Source organism: Hyphomicrobium sp. 01T421 (assembly GCF_056398805.1).
Genome location: NZ_JBFTQC010000001.1, coordinates 1616234 through 1632199, shown reverse-complemented (window position 1 = coordinate 1632199; position 15966 = coordinate 1616234). Strand labels below are relative to the sequence as shown.

Sequence of the window (15966 nt, the reverse complement as noted above, 5' to 3'; positions counted from 1 at the left end):
TCAAAACCTCACTTTCATGCCGGTGAAGAACGTGCGCGGAGCGCCCGCGTAGATCGAGCCTGAAAGATCAGCCAGATCGCCAGCTGTCGCGCCAACGCGATCGGTGACGTTGTTTGCAGATGAGATGTACGTTTCGTCGAATAGGTTCCGGATCTCGAAGTAAGTCATCAGCGATCGCACCGGTCCGCTGCTGAATTCCGTCTTGTAGTGAACGTTGACATTGACCAGCTGGTAGCCGGGAGCTTTGAGGGCGTTTGCGTTCTCCATGAAGAAGCTGTCGTGCCATTCGTATTCCGCAAACGCACCGACGCCTTTGAATGGTCCACTCGCCAGATCGTAGCTCAGGCGCGTCGTGAACTCGTTCGGAGAGACACCCGGAATTCTGTTGCCGCCTCTGTCGTAAGGAATGAGCTGAGACGGCGTCTGCGGAGGCGAATTGGGCGGAACGCCGGTCAACGTCTCGGTATAATCGGTATAAACTTGATCATTGAGGAGATAGCTGGCTGTAAGGCGTACCCCGCCTCCCAGTGCGATATCGGCAGTGGCTTCGATGCCGCGATGCTCGGATGCCGGAGCGTTAAACGTGAAATTCTGCGTGCCAGGACCGGCAGACTGCGAAACGAGTTCATTTCGGAAGAACTCGTAGAAGCCGGTTACGCTAAAGGTCATGCCGGGCGCTGGCGTCCAGTCTCCACCCACGTCAAAGCCGACGTTCCTTTGCGATTTGAGATCCGTGTTGTTGCCGGGCTGACCTTCGGAATTGACGAACAGATTCGAGAACTGAGGCGTGCCGTAACCGGTGCCGACACGTGCACGCCATTGCCATTCGCGCGACGGTGTATAGAGGACGCCGATTTCAGGCGCGACGTTCGTCATCTGACGTTCGGCTGACAAGATCGCCATGCTCGTCAGATCGCCGTTGGCGTTATACTTGAAGCTCGTTTGCCCACCGTCGAGAGTTGTCCGCTCGATGGCGGCGCCTGCGATGACGGCGACGTCGTTCGCAACGCGTACTTCCTCGCGCGCCCGGACGCCGAAGTTCGTGGTCGAGCCAGTGGTCTCGGACTGGAGCAAACCCAATCTTGCATTTCCGCCCGGCGCGACGTTGTAGGTTTTGCCGTCGACGGGCAGATAATTCCAATAAGCGCCGAGGTAGGAAAGCGTCGGCAGTCCGGCAAACACGGAACGATTGGTGAGGCCCGTGGAGACATTATAGGAAAGATAATCGCCGACCGCGCTCGTCGTTCCCGTCGGCTGGTTGATGTTGCGGTCGTCGACGACGACTTGCACCTGCCCCGTCGTCGCTGCGTCGAAGGCGTGCTCCCACCGGAAACCGCCGATCGTGCGACGGTCATCGCGGTTCGCGCCGGCTTCCTCAGCGGTTTGTTTCACGAACGTTCCGGAGCCCGTCGCCGAGAAGTTGTTCGTCGCGCATCCAGCGGCGGCCGTTGCCGCGGTCGCGCAGCCCTTCTGTAATGGGTTCTGCTTGAACTGATTGAGCGACATCCGGAACGGCAGTTCCGTTTCAATCGTGTTGTTGATGAACTTGAAGGTGAACGTGTCGGTCGCAGACGGCTTCCACGTCATGAGCGCATTGACGGTTTGCGTATCGAAGGCGCTGTAGCCGAAGTAGCCGTCGCCGCGGACATCGCTCGTGAAGACCGACGCTTCCCAGTTGGCTCCGCGTTTGCCGCCGATCGCGTAGTTGTTGAGGTAATTGAAACTGCCGACGTCGATGCCGTACTCGACGCCGTCTATGGCGCCGCCCGGAAAGGTCCGGAAGTTGATCGCGCCGCCGGTCGCGTAGTTTCCGAACAGCGCCGAGGATGGTCCGCGCCAAACGTCGACGCCGGCGTAGGCGTGCGGGTCGATCAGGTCGCTGCGTGAAAGCCCGTCGGGCTGCGTGACCGGAAAGCCGTCGTCCAGGATAACGATATTGCGGATACCGAAGCCGTTCCTGGCGTTCGATCCGCGGATCGAAATGCCCATGTCGCGCGGGCCGTTGCCTTGTTTCAGCGAGACACCTGGGACTTCGCGGAGAATGTCGGTGACTGAGAATACCGGCGCGCTTTCGAAGCGTTTCATATCCACGGCGGCGGCAGCTTGGGCGCCAGCGCCGGATGCGCCGGGCACGCTTGCAACTGCCGCAGACGGCGTTCCGGGATTTCCGGAAGTGGGTTGAGGTTGCGCGGCAATCGGCGGCGATGCGGCGACGATCGCTGGCGGGGACGTGGCGCTTGCCGGCGGCTTCGCAGCGTTCGGCGGCTTTGCTGCGGCGGTTGCCGGCTTGGGTCCCGTTTTCGCTTTCGGCTTTCCAGCAGCAGCCGGCCGGGCTGAAGGCGAGGCCTGATGCACAGTAACGTCCGGCAAATCGATTGTTTGCGGATCCGTGTCATGATCGGCGCGTACGTGTTCGCTGAAGCTGATGGCACATACGGCCACGGAAGACATGACGGCGATGCGTTTTAGGCGAGGCGTCGCCCGAGCACGGGGTGCGAAGAGTTGCATTTGCAGAATTCCCAACTGATCTGAGCTTGGCGAGATCGCGGGGCAACGGCTCGAGGCTCGTCGCGGCGCTACTCGTCAGAAATGCCGAAGGCTTCAGGTCAGTGAGGACGGGGGACCACGCGCGGATTGTGCTCCGGGCTTCGGAGTCGCGCGGAAGATCTCGGTCGCGATCGCATAGGTGACCGAGGCGTAGCGTACGCTATGCGAAAGCAGATGCAGCGTTTCGTGATTGACTGCAACAGCGCCAACCGGTGCATACGGACACGTGCTGTTGTCCGCTATTGGCGGCTTTGCGGGCTGCGGAACGCCCTTCTCGTCCAGAATCAAATTCTGCGGGCCGTGGCCGGTGCAGATGACGATCTCGACCGGTCCGCCGTGGGCAGGCGTTGCCGCGAGCATGAAGCCCACAGGCAAAAAGCTGCGTACCGCGAACGCAAAAACGATCAGAAGATTGACGTAGCGGTGCATCGACGATCGTCTATTGTTAGCTGCGTTCCGCGGAGAAACATCGCGTAAGCCCATTTAGTCGCATCTTGGCTATAACGCAACGTCCCCTGAGCGGAAGACGGACGGAAGTCCAGCGCGGCGACTGAAAGATCACACGGTGCCCCGCACAACTACGGGTGCTCCTCTGCCCGCGTAGAAATTGCGAACGGCCAACCACCCCAGCACGAGGAACACGAGCAATGCGACGGTTTGGGCTGCGATAAACGGCGGATCGCCCATCGTAGGTGCCAGCGCGTGGAGGGCCGGAACTTTCTGGAAGAGTTGGACGATGAGCACGAAGACGTTGAGATAGAGCGCGGTCGATGCTGTGACGACATAGACCCAGCGCCATGCGCCTCGGAGGTTGGCTCCGTAAAGGGCGTAAAGCGCTATCGCCAAGATAACGAGCGATATGATCCCGACGATATGCGACGGGAGCAGATTGGTGAACGGAAACCCGAAGCCGGTGACGCTGGTCAGAACCGTCGTCAGCAGAAAGAGAGCCGTCAACCCGGGCAATGCGGCGTCCGCAATAAATCCCAGAAAGACGATGACGCCCGCCGCGATGGCGATCAGGCTCAGCGCGACGTGTATGAAGGTGAATGTATCCATTCCCAAGATCATCGACGTATCTCCAATTGTCCGTTGGCGTTCGGTTCCACCTGCAGGCGACGCGGACCGATAGCACCTCCGTCGCTTCGTCTAAAGATGATGATCGTAATAAATACGATCGCGGCTCGGCGGCTCATAGCCGCTGCCAGTCCGTGCTCTGGCTCACCTCCTTCGGCGACGCCGCTGCGGGAAAGACTGCCTCAAATTCCGGCAATGACGCTGTGGACGGCCTATGACTTCAGCAAGTTCTGAGCGTCAGGCCCAGCGCTCACCCCGCGCCTCGAAAATTGCTTGAAATCGATCAGGGGGTTAGTTGTCATTCGCAGCGGTGGCACATAATTTGAGTCCGCTCGCTACAATTGAAATTTGAACATGCAGGTGCGTCACCCGTGAGCCAGGACGACATGCATGGCTACACGGTGGCCTACGAACGAGAAGAAATCCAATTTCCCGTCTATGTCGTTTGCCTGATCGGTGCGTGCCTGGGGACGATCGGCATCGCGATCGACAACATCATTCTCATCGCTCTTGCGCTTTTCGCGTTAGGGTTCGCGTACTACAATTATCCGCTGCTCGAGACGGGGAAACCGCGGATCGGGTCGGGGCAATACGGCGTCTTCGCGGAAGGCCTCGGGATCGTTACCTGGCGGTCGATCAAGCAAATCGAGTTGATCGCCGTCGATATCCGCGGATCGACAAACAACGAGTTGCGCATCACCCTCGAAGACCCGTTGGATCGGGCATTGCTCGTCGACTGGCGCCGCCGCCCCTTTTACCGCTTCCTGATGCGGCTTCCCTGGACCATATCCGGCAACATCATTCGCATTCCGCTCGACGTTTTCGATCGGCCCGCCGATGAGATCATGCAAAGTTTCACGCGCATGATGACGTTCTATAAACATTGAGCATAGGGGGTTATCCCGCAGCGGCCGCGGCGCTATGTTGGGCGCGGGTGGAATGCCATGCGGGGAAGTGCCAAACATGCTGCAGGAAGACGTCATCCTCGTCGACCAGGATGACAACGAAATAGGCGTTGAGGAAAAGCTCGAGGCTCACCGCCAGGGGGTCCTTCACCGTGCCTTTTCCGTGATGGTCTGGGACCGTAACGATCGTCTGCTCCTGCAACGGCGGCAGATCGGCAAATACCACTCCGGCGGTCTTTGGACCAACACGTGCTGCGGACATCCGCGGCCGGGCGAGACGCCGCTGGCGGGCGCAACACGGCGCCTCAATGAAGAGATGGGCTTCACTTGCGCCCTGACGCCGATCGGCACCTTCACCTATCGCGCGGAACTCGACGCCGGATTGACCGAGCACGAGTTCGTACATGTCTTCCTTGGCCGCTACGATGGCGTGATCGCGCCTAACCCCGTCGAGTGCGATGGTTACAGCTGGACGAGCCCGGATGTCTTCCGCAAGCAGGTGGAGGCCGAGCCTCAGTGCTTCAGCGCGTGGTTCAAGAAATACGTCGAAGCGGAATGGCCGATCGCGCCGCCAGGCTAAAACATCGTCGAGCTGGATATCATCCGCTCACTGCCTTTGCCTCCGGTTTAGTCAAAGTGCCTAGGCATTGACCTATCTCGCCCCCCTCTTGGTACAGACATACCAATGAAACGCGAATTTGTTTCATTTGGCACATTCCTTGCGAACATCCCCCTGCCTGATGAGAAAGCAGCAAGAACCCGCACAAGCTGTGGTCGGACGGCATGGAACGATCGGGACCAACATTGGGGGACTAGGAATGACTTCAAGACTTCGACCCTCGCTTGGAGCCACGGCTCTCAGCGCAGTGACACTCCTTGCGACGTCGGCAATCGCGCTTGCCCAGGAAGCGGCACCCGCTGCTGCCGAACCGGCGGCGGCCGCGGCACCAGCTTTCAACTCCGGCGACATCGCATGGATGCTGACGTCGTCCGTGCTCGTGCTCATGATGCTCGTCCCGGGCCTCGGACTCTTCTACGCCGGCATGGTGCGCAAGAAGAACGCGCTCGCTGTTCTCATGCAATGCGTGTTCGGCGCCGGCCTCCTATCGATCGTGTGGGTTGTGGTCGGTTATTCGATTGCCTTCACGGAAGGCAGCCCGTTCTTCGGCGGCTTCTCGAAGGTCGTGCTCGCCGGCATTGCGCCGGATACCCCAGCGCCTGCCGCTGCGGGCATCCCTGAGTTCCTCTTCGTCATGTTCCAGATGACGTTCTTCATCATCACGCCAATCATTGCCCTTGGCGGACCGGCTGACCGCATGAAGTTCTCGGCGTCCATGGCGTTCGTCACACTCTGGGCAATCTTCGCCTATGCGCCGATCGCCCACATGGTGTGGGGCCCAGGCGGCTACCTCGGCGGCGCAGGCGTTCTCGACTACGCCGGCGGCACCGTCGTTCACATCAACTCGGCTATCGCTGGTCTCGTCGCTGCCATCATCGTCGGCAGGCGCAAGGGTTACGGCACCGAGCAGATGGCACCCCACAACCTCGTGCTGACCATGATCGGCGGCTCTTTGCTGTGGTGCGGCTGGTTCGGCTTCAACGTCGGCTCCGCACTGGGCGCTGGCGCAAGCACGGGCATTATCATGCTCAACACGCAGATCGCGACTGCGGGTGCTGTCGTCTCGTGGACGCTCGTCGAGTGGATCATCAAGGGCAAGCCGAGCCTTCTCGGTGCTGTCTCCGGCGCGATTGCCGGTCTCGTGGCGATCACGCCGGCTTGCGGCTTCGTCGCTGTCGACGGCGCATTGATCATCGGTCTTGCGGCGGGCGTCGTCTGCTACTGGGGAGTCACCGGCCTGAAGCGTGCTCTCGGCTATGACGATGCACTCGACGTCTTCGGCGTCCACGGCATCGGCGGCATCCTCGGCGCAGTGCTCACCGGCGTCTTCGCCGTTCAGGCAGTCGGCGGCGAAGGAAAATCCGGCTGGATCGAAGGCAACCTCAATCAGGTCTGGGTACAGATCGAAGGCATCGGCTTGACCATCGTCTGGTCGGCGGTTGTCAGTGTCGTGGCCTTGCTCCTCATCAAGTACACCATCGGTCTCAGGGTCAACGAAGCTGAAGAATTCGAAGGCCTCGATCTTGCTCTCCACGGAGAGACCTTCCACGACTGAAGGTTTGGCCACGACTGAGGTGGCAGTGGGTGCTCCCTGACTTGCCTCAGACGCGGGCGCCGGAACCCCAAGTTCCGGCGCCCAACCTTAGGGTTCCTGAATTGCACTCCCACATATTTTGAACTTCCAGCAAGCGAGCAGAAACGGGCCGGCGGAACTAAAAGTTGTGATCGCGCGTCGGGCAATAAAGCCAACCAGCGAGCGCATCATGACACCCATGCCGAAGCACTCGACCGGGCCGTCCGCTCACTCCGCCGCCGCGAACGGCGATCTCTTTCCGGCTCCTGACGCCGCGGAACCCAGAAGCCTTACCGAACTCAACAAGATCATCACCGCCGCCAAGCCCATGGTTCCCGGCGGCAAGAAGGCCGTGCTTGGCGAAGGTCCGGCCGGCGCCGCCCTGGCTTTCGTTGGCGAGCAGCCGGGCGATCAGGAAGATCTGCAGGGCCGGCCGTTCGTCGGGCCCGCCGGGCAACTCTTGGACAAGGCGCTAGTGGCCGCCGGCATCGATCGGAAGGCCTCCTACGTGACCAACGCGGTCAAGCACTTCAAGCATGAAGAGCGCGGCAAGCGGCGCATTCATCAGAAGCCCACGATGGGCGAGGTGAAGCGTTATCGCTGGTGGCTACTGAAGGAGCTTGGCTTCGTTCACCCTCGCCTCGTCGTGGCACTCGGGGCGACGGCGGCTGCCGCTCTCGAAGGCGCGCCGGTCGCCATCGGAAAATCGCGAGGAAAACATCAGTTCGGCGAGATGCCGGGCTTCGTCACCGTTCACCCATCTGCCTTGCTCCGCACGCCGGATCATGATGCACGCACACACGCATTCGCCGACTTCGTTCGCGATTTGAAGGCTGCGCGAAACCTGGCGCATTGATTTTTCGTCTCTGCCTACGGCGGCGGCAAACAGAAGTGCAACGAGCCGCGATTGGGCGGTACTGGACGAGAGAAAGTGTCTTGACGATCACCAAGGTTCTTATTGTCGAAGACGAGATGCTCATTCGAATGGCACTCGTCGCCGATTTTCAAGACGGCGGTTATGAAGTCGTGCAGACAGGCACCGCTTATGATGCGCTGCATATTCTGCGGACCATGCCGGGCATCAAGGTCGTCTTTACGGATATCAATATGCCGGGCGATATGGATGGCCTGACGCTCGCGCATTACATCCGGCAGCACTGGCCACACATGGTGATAATCATCAGCTCGGGAAAGCTTCTACCGAGCGTTGCGGCGTTGCCCATCGGCGCGCGCTTCTTGGCAAAACCTGCAACTCAAGCCACCATGGCGGTTCTCTGCAACGACATCAGACGAGAGCTTTCTTAGAGTCGTTACCGATTTGGCCGCGCTCTATTGGCGAGCGGGATATTTCACTTTCGTCATCGCGCCGACTTCGTCGATCAGCGCCTCGCCGAGATCGAGTGCCTGATCGGCGGTCAGACCGTATGCCGGCTCATCCTCGAAACGCAGCATGACCACGGGCTCGTGGCGTCCGTGACCAACGGCATAGCGGTCAGGAATTTTCGTAAGGTCGCCAAAAGCCGAGGCTGCCTGAAAATGATCGCCGAGTACCGAGGAAAGCGTTTCGGCGATACGCGCGTTGATGGAGATCGTTTGGCTCTCTCCAGCGGCGTTGCAAACCGTGATTTCCAACCGCCCGTTGGCGCGGTCGAATTCGGAGCGCGTCAGCATCTCCGCACAAAACGTCTTGGACATTCCTGCTTTCCTCAACACTAGTATCGTGCGCGTTCATACGCATTCTAGCCGGTCGAGGCAAAAAGAAAGGCCCAAAAATTGGGCCTTCCTTCGTCAAAGTGCTGATAACTCTATCAGAGCGAGCCTGACCAGGTGTCGATTTCCTTCTTTGCCTGATCCTTGGCGTAGCCATAGCGCTCCTGAAGGATGCCTTCGAGCTGCTCGCGGTTGCCGTTCACCTTCGCGAGGTCGTCATCGGTCAATTGACCCCACTTCTCCTTCACCTTGCCCGAGAACTGCTTCCAATTGCCTTCAACGCGATCCCAATTCATGAAATTCCTCCTCTGTTTTGTGCGGCGTTCGGGCTGGTAACGTGCGGGCCGAAGCTCCGGTTCCGACGATATTTCACATTGAGAGGAGCGGGACACTTGGGGCGAGTTCGAGGGAACGAACCCTGCCCGCGTGTGTACTGCTCGCGTATCGTTTCGGTCCTCGCGAGGTCGTTCCATGAGAAATCTGATTTTATCTGCGCTGTTAATGACGTCGCTTGCCGTTGCTCCGGCCGCGTTCGCACAAAATGCGGCCGATGACGATGCCAGCCCCGTGGATGCTCCATATTATTCGGACGAACAGTTCGGGACGCCGTCAGAGGACGAACCCGATGAAATCGCGACTGCACCCGACCCTTACGGTATCGACATCAGCGGAGAAGGCGCCGGTTCAGGCGAAAGCGGTCTCGCCGAAGATGATTACGACGATGCGTCACCGGGAGCACCTCTGCCAGAGGAATAATCAGCGCGCCCGATCGGCTCTCCCGGCCGGTGGTGGCGACCACAACGCCTTTCGCAATTGAGCCAAATTTATTTATCCAGCCGTTGCCAAGAAAAAGGCCCCGGTCCCCGCGTTTCCGCAGGTCCCGAGGCCTTCCACGACCCCACGTCTAGGAGCCATGCGCCAGCTCTTCGCCGGCGATCAGGTGTGTTCTCACAAGTATCTTTCCGCCGAAGCGAAGTTTGTGAAGACCGATACTCTCTAGAACTCCTGATCCCACGTGCAAGGCACGCGGTATGACTGCATTACCTCACAGCGACCGGATGGTTTCCTCTCCGTAGCGCACTGTGGCGCGGCGGGACTTTGCCGGGAATTTGCGGAGTTCGCCGGAACCAACACCGATGGTCGCGCGTCATCATCACGTTCACCGCCGGGCCGCACTGGCACCGGCGGTGAACGCCCGAAGCAATCAAGCCACGGGGCAAGACACTGGGAGCGTCGTCATGGCGGCGGATGGAGATCGGTCAGGCCCCCGGGCTACTGGCTCTCGCCCTAGTTCCCTGCTCCACTGGCTCAGCGATCGCGTGAATTTTCGTCTGTTCATCCATACGCTCGCAGCGAAACGCACGGTTTCAAGGAACATGTCGAAAGACGAAAAACTTCCTGCCACGATCAGGGCCAGCGACTATCTCGAAATATGTCGCGAAAAGGCGCTAGACGCCTATACGATCGAAGAAGCGATCTACTGGCACAATGAGATCATCACCGAGCTTTCGATCGAGCTTCATACCGTCCAAACGATGCACTGGCCCGACACGGTCAAGGCCAGCATGATGATTGCTTTGGAAGATCGCTTGAGTCAGCACGCTGGCGCCGTCACGCGTCTGGCAGGCATTCTCGAAAGAAACGAGCAGCTTATCTGGCAGCCTTAACGGCGGCCCGGGCGGAGACGTTCACGCCTTCGCTGTTACGTGCGCGCTTGGCGGCCTTTTCCGTGCGCTTCTCAGCATTCTCGAGCTTCTTCTGACGGGCGACAATGCGGCGCCGGCGATTATCGGACATGTTAGGCATAAGTTCACTCCTCGGCTTGTGGTGAGCGATCCCGAGCCGCCATAGCTGTCAGCCCGGGATCTTGCGGGGCTCTAGTAGCAGACCCAGATGAATTCGGCATAATAATTTGACCAGCGCCAGCAAGGCCCTATGCCGTAACCGTACCACCTTCCGTGCCAGAAGCGGCGGCCGTGACCGCCCCGCGGGCCGTGGTCTCGACCGCGAAACCGTTCTCCGCCGCGAAAACGTTCTCCACCATGTTCTCCCCTGCGAAAACCTTCGCCGCCTCGGGGTCCGCCTTCACGGAATTGACCATGAGGGCCACCACCGCCGCCCCCACGAAATCCACCACCACCGCCGCCACCCCCTCCGCCCATCATGTGACCACCGCCGCCACCTCCTCCTCCACCCATCATGTGACCACCTCCTCCACCGCCGCCACCCCCGCCGCCTCCTCCTCCACCGCCATGTCCACCCATTGCCGCCAGCGGCATGCACAGAGTGGCAATTAGAGCGAGCGCAAATGAAAGGTGACGCGTCATCATTGGAGGCCTCTCCTTGTGTTTTTCCGATTATGTGTTTCCGAGTTTTTCTTTCGAGTGAGCTAATCGCTCGCGGCCTACCACACTCATCGCTGCGCGTTCCAAATAGAGCGCCGGGTGGTGAACCAATCAGAATGCTTCGTTCCGCTTTTTTCGCGCGCGATATCGCAAATTTCACTCGGCTCGCCGCACGAGATTTGAAATAATTTTGTCCTCAGTCGGAATGTTTTTTAAATGAGAGTGCTTGATGTGCTGTTCGTTTGCACGCAGCTCTAAACTCAACGGCCATTCACTGGCTCGTAAGGCCGTGCGCGACGCGCAATCGCAAACTAGAAAAGCACCCTGGCGGGGGGAGCCAGGGTGCTTAGGTTTTCACGGCTGAAAGGAGCACACGGGGGGGAAGTGCTACCGCGATACCGATACTACTTGCGGCCGAAAAACACGTTCCCGCGACATTCAGTCGACACGCACAGAAGCTCAGTGGTCACCTGTCGAAGGCGATGCCGGCTTGGAATTGTTCGTCTTCTTGTCGCTCGATTTATTTTCGTCGTGCGGTAGCTGCTTGGATTGTTCCGAGGGCAACGTCCGCTCGGTTGTCGCTCCGCCCATCGTATTCGCGTCACCGCCCTGCGATGCGGCTCCCGCTTTGCCCGAATCGTTCGCCTGCGGTTGACCGGTGCGATTGACATCGTCGGCGAATGCGGCCGAGCCCGTCGTCATCATCAGGCATGCAGCAGAGATAATCGCGGCGCGTCTCATTGATGGTCTCCTATTTTAGACTTTACGTATTCAAAGAGACGCAGATTCCGTCACGATCGCCGCCTTCTGGAAAAGCGGCAGCCTCAGCAAGCGGCTGGTTTCCACCTCCGCCATCTTCTTCAGACAAAGCCGCTTCTCCTCGAGAAATGTCGGGCCGAAAGAGGGATTGTGAAGCACGATCTGCGAGCCGTTATCGATGATGTCCGCGAGTTTTATGAGCTTTGCGTCCCACGGGGCGCGCGACAGTCTCCACGCGGCTTGTATTGCCCGTGACGCGCGACTTCCCTTCTCGGTATCGGTCAGCCAATAGACCAGTTCAGCAACGGCCTCGCCGAATTTCTGATGGATCTCTTCTATAGTCGTGTCGCTTTTCTCTATCGTATCGTGAAGAAACGCGGCCGCGATAATTTCTGAACTTTTATATCCGTACTCTTCGAGGATGGCCGCCACCGCATCGAGATGCACGATGTACGGGCGCCCGTCATGCTTGCGCACTTGTCCGCTGTGCTTCGCATTCGCGAAATCTCTCGCATCATGTATGGTGGCTGATACCAGCATCGGGGGCCGTTAAGTCTCTCCTCAAAGCCATCGTCAGTGTCCGCACGATTGCTCATCCAATCGCCGGATAGTAGACGCTGACCGAGCGGGTACGGTTTCGAAACGGTGGCAATGTGCCCTAGTTTGGAGCGGGAACTGTCAGCACAGCGACAATAAAGCAAACGGGTCACCCGTTCGTTGCCAAGGCGTACTTAGTTTGAAGCGCTTTGGACGTTGTCCGAGATTTCCCGAGGCCCGCGTCGTGAACTGTCGTTATCCAGCAAACAGCCGCGTGTTGAGAAGCGCCGGCGGGGGCGTTTTCAAATATCTCTCGATCATCGGGATGTGCGGCTCGATAGCTGCTCGTCCGGCGTCCATCATTTCTTCAGCACGATGAAAGTCGAGAACGCCTATATCGGCGAGATCGGGCGTAACGAGCAAATCCGGCGGGTCGCCCATAAGGCGGGCTCGCGCGATGCGGTCGTGAAATATACTGAATGAGTTCAGGATAACGGACGTAATGCCCGGCGCGCCGTCTTGCCGCTGTCCAAAGATTTGCCGATGGAGCAGCTGAAGCGCGCCGCTGCCGTTCCATCGCGTGATCGGAGCTTCCTCGACGACGATTTCGCCCGGGATGTCCTCGTCGTCTTCGTCATCGCCAATACAGATCCCGCCCCGCCCGAATTCGCTCGTCAGGTTGACGCCGACGACGATGCGCGCGCCGAGAGCACGACACACGGAAACAGGCACCGGGTTGACGAGGCAGCCGTCGACCAGCCAGCGGCCATTGAGGTGTAAGGGCCGAACGATCCCCGGGATGGCGGACGATGCGCGGACGGCTTCGGAGACGCGACCCCGCCGCAGCCATACTTCATGGCCCGTTGCGAGGTCGGTCGCGATTGCGGCGAACCGAACCGGGAGTTGCTCGATCGTCAGGCCGCGCAAATGATCGTCGAAGCGATCGAAGAGCCGCTGTCCGGCAATCAGGCCCGAACCCGAAACACTCAAGTCCAAAAAGCTGAAGACGCGCCGGCGCGTGAGTTGGCGCGCAAACTCCGCGAGGTCGTTCAACCGGCCCGCCGCGTAATGCCCGCCGACGATTGCGCCGATAGAGGTTCCAACAACGATCTCAGGCTCCAGTCGAGCCTCGGCCAACCCTTGAAGAATGCCTATGTGTGCCCATCCCCGAGCCGCTCCTCCGCCCAAGGCTAACGCGAATTTCTGCTTCGCCATTTCCGCCACCTCTTGCCGCGACCCAAAGAACGGCGTTCTCACAACGCGCGAAGAGGCATTTTGTTCGACGCGGTTGGAGCGCTGAGTTTCGAGCGCGGGAAGGTTGCTATGGCGAAACGGAGCACTAGCGGAGCGTCCGCGGCGGGACCGATCTCAGGCGGCGACTTTGCGGTTACGGAAGTCGGAAGCGTAGACTTCGTCCAACACCTGATGCAGCTGGTGTCGAGCCTCCCGCAGGTGCCTCGTGCAATCGACAGGGTTGGCGATATCGAGATAAGCCGGCGCTGCTTTCAGCTCTTTCTCGAGCTCGTATACCGCCTTCAGAACGTCGTAGACTTGATTGACGGCCTTCTTGCGCATAGCAGGCACCTCCGTTTGCTCGGTTCGACGTGGTTAACCACGGCTCGCAAACTGAGTTCCAGCGAAGCGATCGAATGTCAGTCGAGCTTACCGTTCTGTTGCAGCTCGTGAAGGAACTGACGCAAGTCATAGCATTCGTCGTTGATCGTCTTAAGCGCCATCTTGGCTTCGAAGGACTTGCCTTCGACCCGCGCGGAATCGAGGCGCGACGCCTCTCCCCGAATTAAGTTCAGGCTTTTGACGATCCGATCTGCGGCTTTAACTGTGGCCATGACACACACCCCGTTTTGTGCGTTCGGACTTTTTTCGCGCAAAATGCGGCAACGAGTTGGCAAGCCAACGTCACGTTCGGTTGCCGGACGTACACATTTGGACGCGAGCACATTTGGAGCGGGGCCGGGCGGCGCACGCCGTCAATCGGTTGAGGGCGCGGGATCGCGGTCGCTGGCGGCAGCCACAATCGCCGTCGTCTCGACGGCGGTGCTTCGCTTGCTACGGGCGGCCAAAACCACGCGGGAACACTGATGGTATGCGTACGTTACGAAATGAGTGGGAAGCGCAAACAGAAAAGGAAAGTGACAGTTGTGGCGCGCGATATTGATGATTGGATGTTTCATTTCGAGCGGCAGGTCGCACCTCGCCTGAAAGAGCTTTTTGAACTCAATCTCGATGGCTTACCGCCGGCAATCGCGTCGCGCCTAAAGAAATTGCGAGCGGAAGAAGATCCTCAAGCCGATGATCTTAACGCCAAAGATGTGTCACCGCGCAAGCGATGAGGTTTGCGCGCTATCGCTAAATAGCAAGATCGGCGTCTCGCTCCGTCCAATACAGGTCGGCGAGACGGTCGAGGATAGAATCGGGAAGCGGATTTTTCGCGACCTCTGAGTAGAGATAATTGTTCGCTCTTACAAAAGCCGGGTCCGCTACCCTCGGCTTCTCGTCCGGTCGCGGCAAGAATTGTTCACCCGAAAGCGATGTCTGCCAAACTCGAGACATCGATACGGACCAAATCCAGAGTGCCATTGCGGGGTGCATTTGACGTTCTCCTAGAATGCCAGGAGATAAACGCACAGCCGTTCCGCTAAGTTTCGATTCCGCTCCATTCTGACCCGCGACAATCGCGCCGTATTCACCCGGCCTTGCCTGCCCGGCGTTCCTCTCCGTCGCGGGTGTAGGCGGGCGGCACGTAGAAATTCAGAGTCTTCATTGGAACGCTTGAGGTATTGCGGATCTCGTGGGACTCACCGTGGGAGATGAGGATGAGCGACCCCGGCTGAAGCGGATAAGCGTGTCCGTTGACGATCGCCTTTCCGCTTCCGCTTTCGACATAGAGCCACTGGTCGGCTCCTTTGTGGAAGTTATCTTTCCCACCTTCGCTCTCGCCGGGTTCGATCACCATGGAGGCGGCCTGCGAGCGGCCGTCTCCAGTGAGGACGTGAAAACCCTTCGAGTACTTTACGTTCACGTGTTCCATCGGAGCCGGTTTCCATTGCGGCGGGCTAGCGCGGCTCGAGTTCCCAGTACCCCGGTGCACCATATGCTTCGTGCAGACGGCCTTCCGCATCGCGATTTCGCAACGATAGGGGATCAAGATCGGGCGAGGCCTGGAGCTGTTGCTCCGTGATGCCGGTCACATAGCCTTCGAGTTCAGAGTCCCAGCGAAGCGCTGTCCACGGAACCACGTACTGGCTTTTTCCGAGACCGAGAAATCCGCCGAAGCTCAACGCAGCATAGCGGACTTTTCCCGTCATCGTGTCGATGATCAAATCATCCACACTGCCGATTTCCGCGTGGGCTCCATCATAGACGGCAGTTCCTGCTACCCTGCTTGTCTCCAAAAATCTGCTTTCGGCTTGCATTTTGTTGGTTTCCTTCTTCCGTATCCGGAGGCTCAAGGCCAACGCCGCCTGCAAGACATTGTTCCGATAGCGGGGCCTAGGTGTGCCGCCGCTTTGTAAATTCCGCTTCGAATTTGGCGATCTCTTCCTCGGTCGCGTGCTCGAGATCTATCAGAATATTGCGCGCACTTTGGGTGCTGCGAATGAGCTCATCAAGCTTCAGCTGAATAGCTTTGCCGTCTTTATTCTGACTGTGCTGGATGAGAAACACGGCGAGGAACGTCACCAACGTCGTGCCTGTGTTCACCACGAGCTGCCACGTATCGGAATAATGAAAATAAGGACCGGTTACAGCCCAGAGGAGAACTGAAATCGTCGCGACGACGAAAGCCGAGGCCGAGCCAATGACGATTGCGGATCGGCCCGCAAATTCTGAAAATCCGCGCAACATTTTTTGGCGCCATCCAAGCCGCACGGCTTG

At 59.1% G+C, this 15966-nt stretch carries 24 protein-coding genes; 8 read left to right on the top strand and 16 right to left on the bottom strand.

Translation table 11 applies throughout. The annotated features are described in order from the left end of the window. The 3 genes from AC1DK3_RS07470 to AC1DK3_RS07460 all read right to left on the bottom strand — a co-directional run bounded on the left by AC1DK3_RS07470 (position 1) and on the right by AC1DK3_RS07460 (position 3618). Positions 1–2451, bottom strand: coding sequence for a TonB-dependent receptor family protein (locus tag AC1DK3_RS07470; protein ID WP_477191609.1), 2451 nt, complete (start codon positions 2449–2451; stop codon positions 1–3). A 150-nt stretch (positions 2452–2601) separates the two neighbouring features. Then, the gene (locus AC1DK3_RS07465; protein WP_477191608.1) at positions 2602–2976 is read right to left on the bottom strand and encodes a DUF2946 family protein; all 375 of its coding nucleotides are present in this window, start codon (positions 2974–2976) and stop codon (positions 2602–2604) included. A 129-nt stretch (positions 2977–3105) separates the two neighbouring features. Next, positions 3106–3618 (bottom strand): hypothetical protein, encoded by a 513-nt coding sequence (locus AC1DK3_RS07460; RefSeq protein ID WP_477191607.1) that lies wholly within the window; start codon positions 3616–3618, stop codon positions 3106–3108. A gap of 377 nt (positions 3619–3995) precedes the next feature. Here AC1DK3_RS07460 and AC1DK3_RS07455 point away from each other — a divergent pair, with 377 nt between their 5' ends. The 5 genes from AC1DK3_RS07455 to AC1DK3_RS07435 all read left to right on the top strand — a co-directional run bounded on the left by AC1DK3_RS07455 (position 3996) and on the right by AC1DK3_RS07435 (position 8026). Continuing rightward, positions 3996–4511, top strand: coding sequence for a hypothetical protein (locus AC1DK3_RS07455; protein ID WP_477191606.1), 516 nt, complete (start codon positions 3996–3998; stop codon positions 4509–4511). A 76-nt stretch (positions 4512–4587) separates the two neighbouring features. Further along, positions 4588–5109 (top strand): isopentenyl-diphosphate Delta-isomerase, encoded by a 522-nt coding sequence (idi, locus tag AC1DK3_RS07450; RefSeq protein ID WP_477191605.1) that lies wholly within the window; start codon positions 4588–4590, stop codon positions 5107–5109. A 238-nt stretch (positions 5110–5347) separates the two neighbouring features. Beyond that, positions 5348–6703 carry an ammonium transporter gene (locus AC1DK3_RS07445; RefSeq protein ID WP_477191604.1) on the top strand — a complete coding sequence of 452 codons (1356 nt, stop codon included), beginning with the start codon at positions 5348–5350 and terminating at the stop codon, positions 6701–6703. 208 nt (positions 6704–6911) lie between these two features. Further along, positions 6912–7577: a UdgX family uracil-DNA binding protein gene (locus tag AC1DK3_RS07440; RefSeq protein ID WP_477191603.1), complete on the top strand. Its 666-nt coding sequence runs from the start codon at positions 6912–6914 to the stop codon at positions 7575–7577. An 80-nt stretch (positions 7578–7657) separates the two neighbouring features. Further along, entirely contained in the window at positions 7658–8026 is a 369-nt protein-coding gene (locus AC1DK3_RS07435) for a response regulator (RefSeq protein WP_477191602.1), read from the top strand. 24 nt (positions 8027–8050) lie between these two features. Here AC1DK3_RS07435 and AC1DK3_RS07430 read toward each other — a convergent pair whose 3' ends face one another. Further along, complete coding sequence (locus AC1DK3_RS07430) at positions 8051–8416, bottom strand: hypothetical protein (RefSeq protein ID WP_477191601.1); 366 nt, start codon at positions 8414–8416, stop codon at positions 8051–8053. Positions 8417–8529: 113 nt separating this feature from the next. Next, positions 8530–8727: a CsbD family protein gene (locus tag AC1DK3_RS07425; protein ID WP_339084392.1), complete on the bottom strand. Its 198-nt coding sequence runs from the start codon at positions 8725–8727 to the stop codon at positions 8530–8532. A 205-nt stretch (positions 8728–8932) separates the two neighbouring features. Between AC1DK3_RS07425 and AC1DK3_RS07420 the strand changes: the two genes are divergently transcribed. Together AC1DK3_RS07420 and AC1DK3_RS07415 are read left to right on the top strand one after the other, a co-directional pair. Further along, positions 8933–9187 (top strand): hypothetical protein, encoded by a 255-nt coding sequence (locus AC1DK3_RS07420; protein WP_477191600.1) that lies wholly within the window; start codon positions 8933–8935, stop codon positions 9185–9187. A gap of 620 nt (positions 9188–9807) precedes the next feature. After that, positions 9808–10098 carry a hypothetical protein gene (locus tag AC1DK3_RS07415; protein WP_143111363.1) on the top strand — a complete coding sequence of 97 codons (291 nt, stop codon included), beginning with the start codon at positions 9808–9810 and terminating at the stop codon, positions 10096–10098. Here AC1DK3_RS07415 and AC1DK3_RS07410 read toward each other — a convergent pair. From AC1DK3_RS07410 to AC1DK3_RS07380, 7 genes are all read right to left on the bottom strand, one after another. Beyond that, the gene (locus AC1DK3_RS07410) at positions 10082–10237 is read right to left on the bottom strand and encodes a hypothetical protein (protein ID WP_477191599.1); all 156 of its coding nucleotides are present in this window, start codon (positions 10235–10237) and stop codon (positions 10082–10084) included. The two genes, AC1DK3_RS07415 and AC1DK3_RS07410, sit on opposite strands and share 17 nt — an antisense overlap. 127 nt (positions 10238–10364) lie before the next feature. Continuing rightward, a complete protein-coding gene (locus AC1DK3_RS07405) occupies positions 10365–10580 on the bottom strand; it encodes a hypothetical protein (protein ID WP_477191598.1) in 216 nt (71 codons plus the stop codon). Between the two features lie 655 nt (positions 10581–11235). Further along, entirely contained in the window at positions 11236–11517 is a 282-nt protein-coding gene (locus tag AC1DK3_RS07400) for a hypothetical protein (protein WP_477191597.1), read from the bottom strand. Positions 11518–11547: 30 nt separating this feature from the next. Then, complete coding sequence (locus tag AC1DK3_RS07395; protein WP_477191596.1) at positions 11548–12075, bottom strand: HD domain-containing protein; 528 nt, start codon at positions 12073–12075, stop codon at positions 11548–11550. A gap of 252 nt (positions 12076–12327) precedes the next feature. Next, positions 12328–13287, bottom strand: coding sequence for a patatin-like phospholipase family protein (locus tag AC1DK3_RS07390; RefSeq protein WP_477191595.1), 960 nt, complete (start codon positions 13285–13287; stop codon positions 12328–12330). 153 nt (positions 13288–13440) lie between these two features. Continuing rightward, on the bottom strand, positions 13441–13647 hold the full coding sequence (locus tag AC1DK3_RS07385) for a hypothetical protein (RefSeq protein ID WP_477191594.1): 207 nt from the start codon (positions 13645–13647) through the stop codon (positions 13441–13443). A gap of 77 nt (positions 13648–13724) precedes the next feature. After that, the gene (locus tag AC1DK3_RS07380) at positions 13725–13919 is read right to left on the bottom strand and encodes a hypothetical protein (protein ID WP_477191593.1); all 195 of its coding nucleotides are present in this window, start codon (positions 13917–13919) and stop codon (positions 13725–13727) included. Between the two features lie 273 nt (positions 13920–14192). Between AC1DK3_RS07380 and AC1DK3_RS07375 the strand changes: the two genes are divergently transcribed. Further along, the gene (locus AC1DK3_RS07375; protein WP_477191592.1) at positions 14193–14423 is read left to right on the top strand and encodes a hypothetical protein; all 231 of its coding nucleotides are present in this window, start codon (positions 14193–14195) and stop codon (positions 14421–14423) included. Positions 14424–14439: 16 nt separating this feature from the next. Here the strand turns inward: AC1DK3_RS07375 and AC1DK3_RS07370 are convergent, their stop codons facing one another. The 4 genes from AC1DK3_RS07370 to AC1DK3_RS07355 all read right to left on the bottom strand — a co-directional run bounded on the left by AC1DK3_RS07370 (position 14440) and on the right by AC1DK3_RS07355 (position 15936). Further along, positions 14440–14682, bottom strand: a complete 243-nt coding sequence (locus AC1DK3_RS07370; RefSeq protein ID WP_477191591.1) for a hypothetical protein — start codon at positions 14680–14682, stop codon at positions 14440–14442. A gap of 94 nt (positions 14683–14776) precedes the next feature. Next, the gene (locus AC1DK3_RS07365) at positions 14777–15121 is read right to left on the bottom strand and encodes a cupin domain-containing protein (RefSeq protein WP_477191590.1); all 345 of its coding nucleotides are present in this window, start codon (positions 15119–15121) and stop codon (positions 14777–14779) included. A gap of 25 nt (positions 15122–15146) precedes the next feature. After that, complete coding sequence (locus AC1DK3_RS07360) at positions 15147–15506, bottom strand: PRC-barrel domain-containing protein (RefSeq protein ID WP_477191589.1); 360 nt, start codon at positions 15504–15506, stop codon at positions 15147–15149. A gap of 76 nt (positions 15507–15582) precedes the next feature. Next, complete coding sequence (locus tag AC1DK3_RS07355) at positions 15583–15936, bottom strand: low affinity iron permease family protein (RefSeq protein ID WP_477191588.1); 354 nt, start codon at positions 15934–15936, stop codon at positions 15583–15585. Positions 15937–15966 lie beyond the last annotated feature (30 nt).

Excerpts from the sequence above, each read along its gene's own strand:
- AC1DK3_RS07400 (WP_477191597.1), bottom strand. The coding sequence starts at position 11,517 with ATGAGACGCGCCGCGATTATCTCTGCTGCATGCCTGATGATGACGACG.
- AC1DK3_RS07365 (WP_477191590.1), bottom strand. The coding sequence starts at position 15,121 with ATGGAACACGTGAACGTAAAGTACTCGAAGGGTTTTCACGTCCTCACT.
- AC1DK3_RS07375 (WP_477191592.1), top strand. The coding sequence starts at position 14,193 with ATGAGTGGGAAGCGCAAACAGAAAAGGAAAGTGACAGTTGTGGCGCGC.
- AC1DK3_RS07380 (WP_477191593.1), bottom strand. The coding sequence starts at position 13,919 with ATGGCCACAGTTAAAGCCGCAGATCGGATCGTCAAAAGCCTGAACTTA.
- AC1DK3_RS07420 (WP_477191600.1), top strand. The coding sequence starts at position 8,933 with ATGACGTCGCTTGCCGTTGCTCCGGCCGCGTTCGCACAAAATGCGGCC.
- AC1DK3_RS07360 (WP_477191589.1), bottom strand. The coding sequence starts at position 15,506 with ATGCAAGCCGAAAGCAGATTTTTGGAGACAAGCAGGGTAGCAGGAACT.
- idi (WP_477191605.1), top strand. The coding sequence starts at position 4,588 with ATGCTGCAGGAAGACGTCATCCTCGTCGACCAGGATGACAACGAAATA.
- AC1DK3_RS07385 (WP_477191594.1), bottom strand. The coding sequence starts at position 13,647 with ATGCGCAAGAAGGCCGTCAATCAAGTCTACGACGTTCTGAAGGCGGTA.
- AC1DK3_RS07460 (WP_477191607.1), bottom strand. The coding sequence starts at position 3,618 with ATGATCTTGGGAATGGATACATTCACCTTCATACACGTCGCGCTGAGC.
- AC1DK3_RS07355 (WP_477191588.1), bottom strand. The coding sequence starts at position 15,936 with ATGTTGCGCGGATTTTCAGAATTTGCGGGCCGATCCGCAATCGTCATT.
- AC1DK3_RS07440 (WP_477191603.1), top strand. The coding sequence starts at position 6,912 with ATGACACCCATGCCGAAGCACTCGACCGGGCCGTCCGCTCACTCCGCC.
- AC1DK3_RS07410 (WP_477191599.1), bottom strand. The coding sequence starts at position 10,237 with ATGCCTAACATGTCCGATAATCGCCGGCGCCGCATTGTCGCCCGTCAG.
- AC1DK3_RS07430 (WP_477191601.1), bottom strand. The coding sequence starts at position 8,416 with ATGTCCAAGACGTTTTGTGCGGAGATGCTGACGCGCTCCGAATTCGAC.
- AC1DK3_RS07465 (WP_477191608.1), bottom strand. The coding sequence starts at position 2,976 with ATGCACCGCTACGTCAATCTTCTGATCGTTTTTGCGTTCGCGGTACGC.
- AC1DK3_RS07395 (WP_477191596.1), bottom strand. The coding sequence starts at position 12,075 with ATGCTGGTATCAGCCACCATACATGATGCGAGAGATTTCGCGAATGCG.
- AC1DK3_RS07370 (WP_477191591.1), bottom strand. The coding sequence starts at position 14,682 with ATGCACCCCGCAATGGCACTCTGGATTTGGTCCGTATCGATGTCTCGA.
- AC1DK3_RS07415 (WP_143111363.1), top strand. The coding sequence starts at position 9,808 with ATGTCGAAAGACGAAAAACTTCCTGCCACGATCAGGGCCAGCGACTAT.
- AC1DK3_RS07445 (WP_477191604.1), top strand. The coding sequence starts at position 5,348 with ATGACTTCAAGACTTCGACCCTCGCTTGGAGCCACGGCTCTCAGCGCA.
- AC1DK3_RS07425 (WP_339084392.1), bottom strand. The coding sequence starts at position 8,727 with ATGAATTGGGATCGCGTTGAAGGCAATTGGAAGCAGTTCTCGGGCAAG.
- AC1DK3_RS07470 (WP_477191609.1), bottom strand. The coding sequence starts at position 2,451 with ATGTCTTCCGTGGCCGTATGTGCCATCAGCTTCAGCGAACACGTACGC.
- AC1DK3_RS07390 (WP_477191595.1), bottom strand. The coding sequence starts at position 13,287 with ATGGCGAAGCAGAAATTCGCGTTAGCCTTGGGCGGAGGAGCGGCTCGG.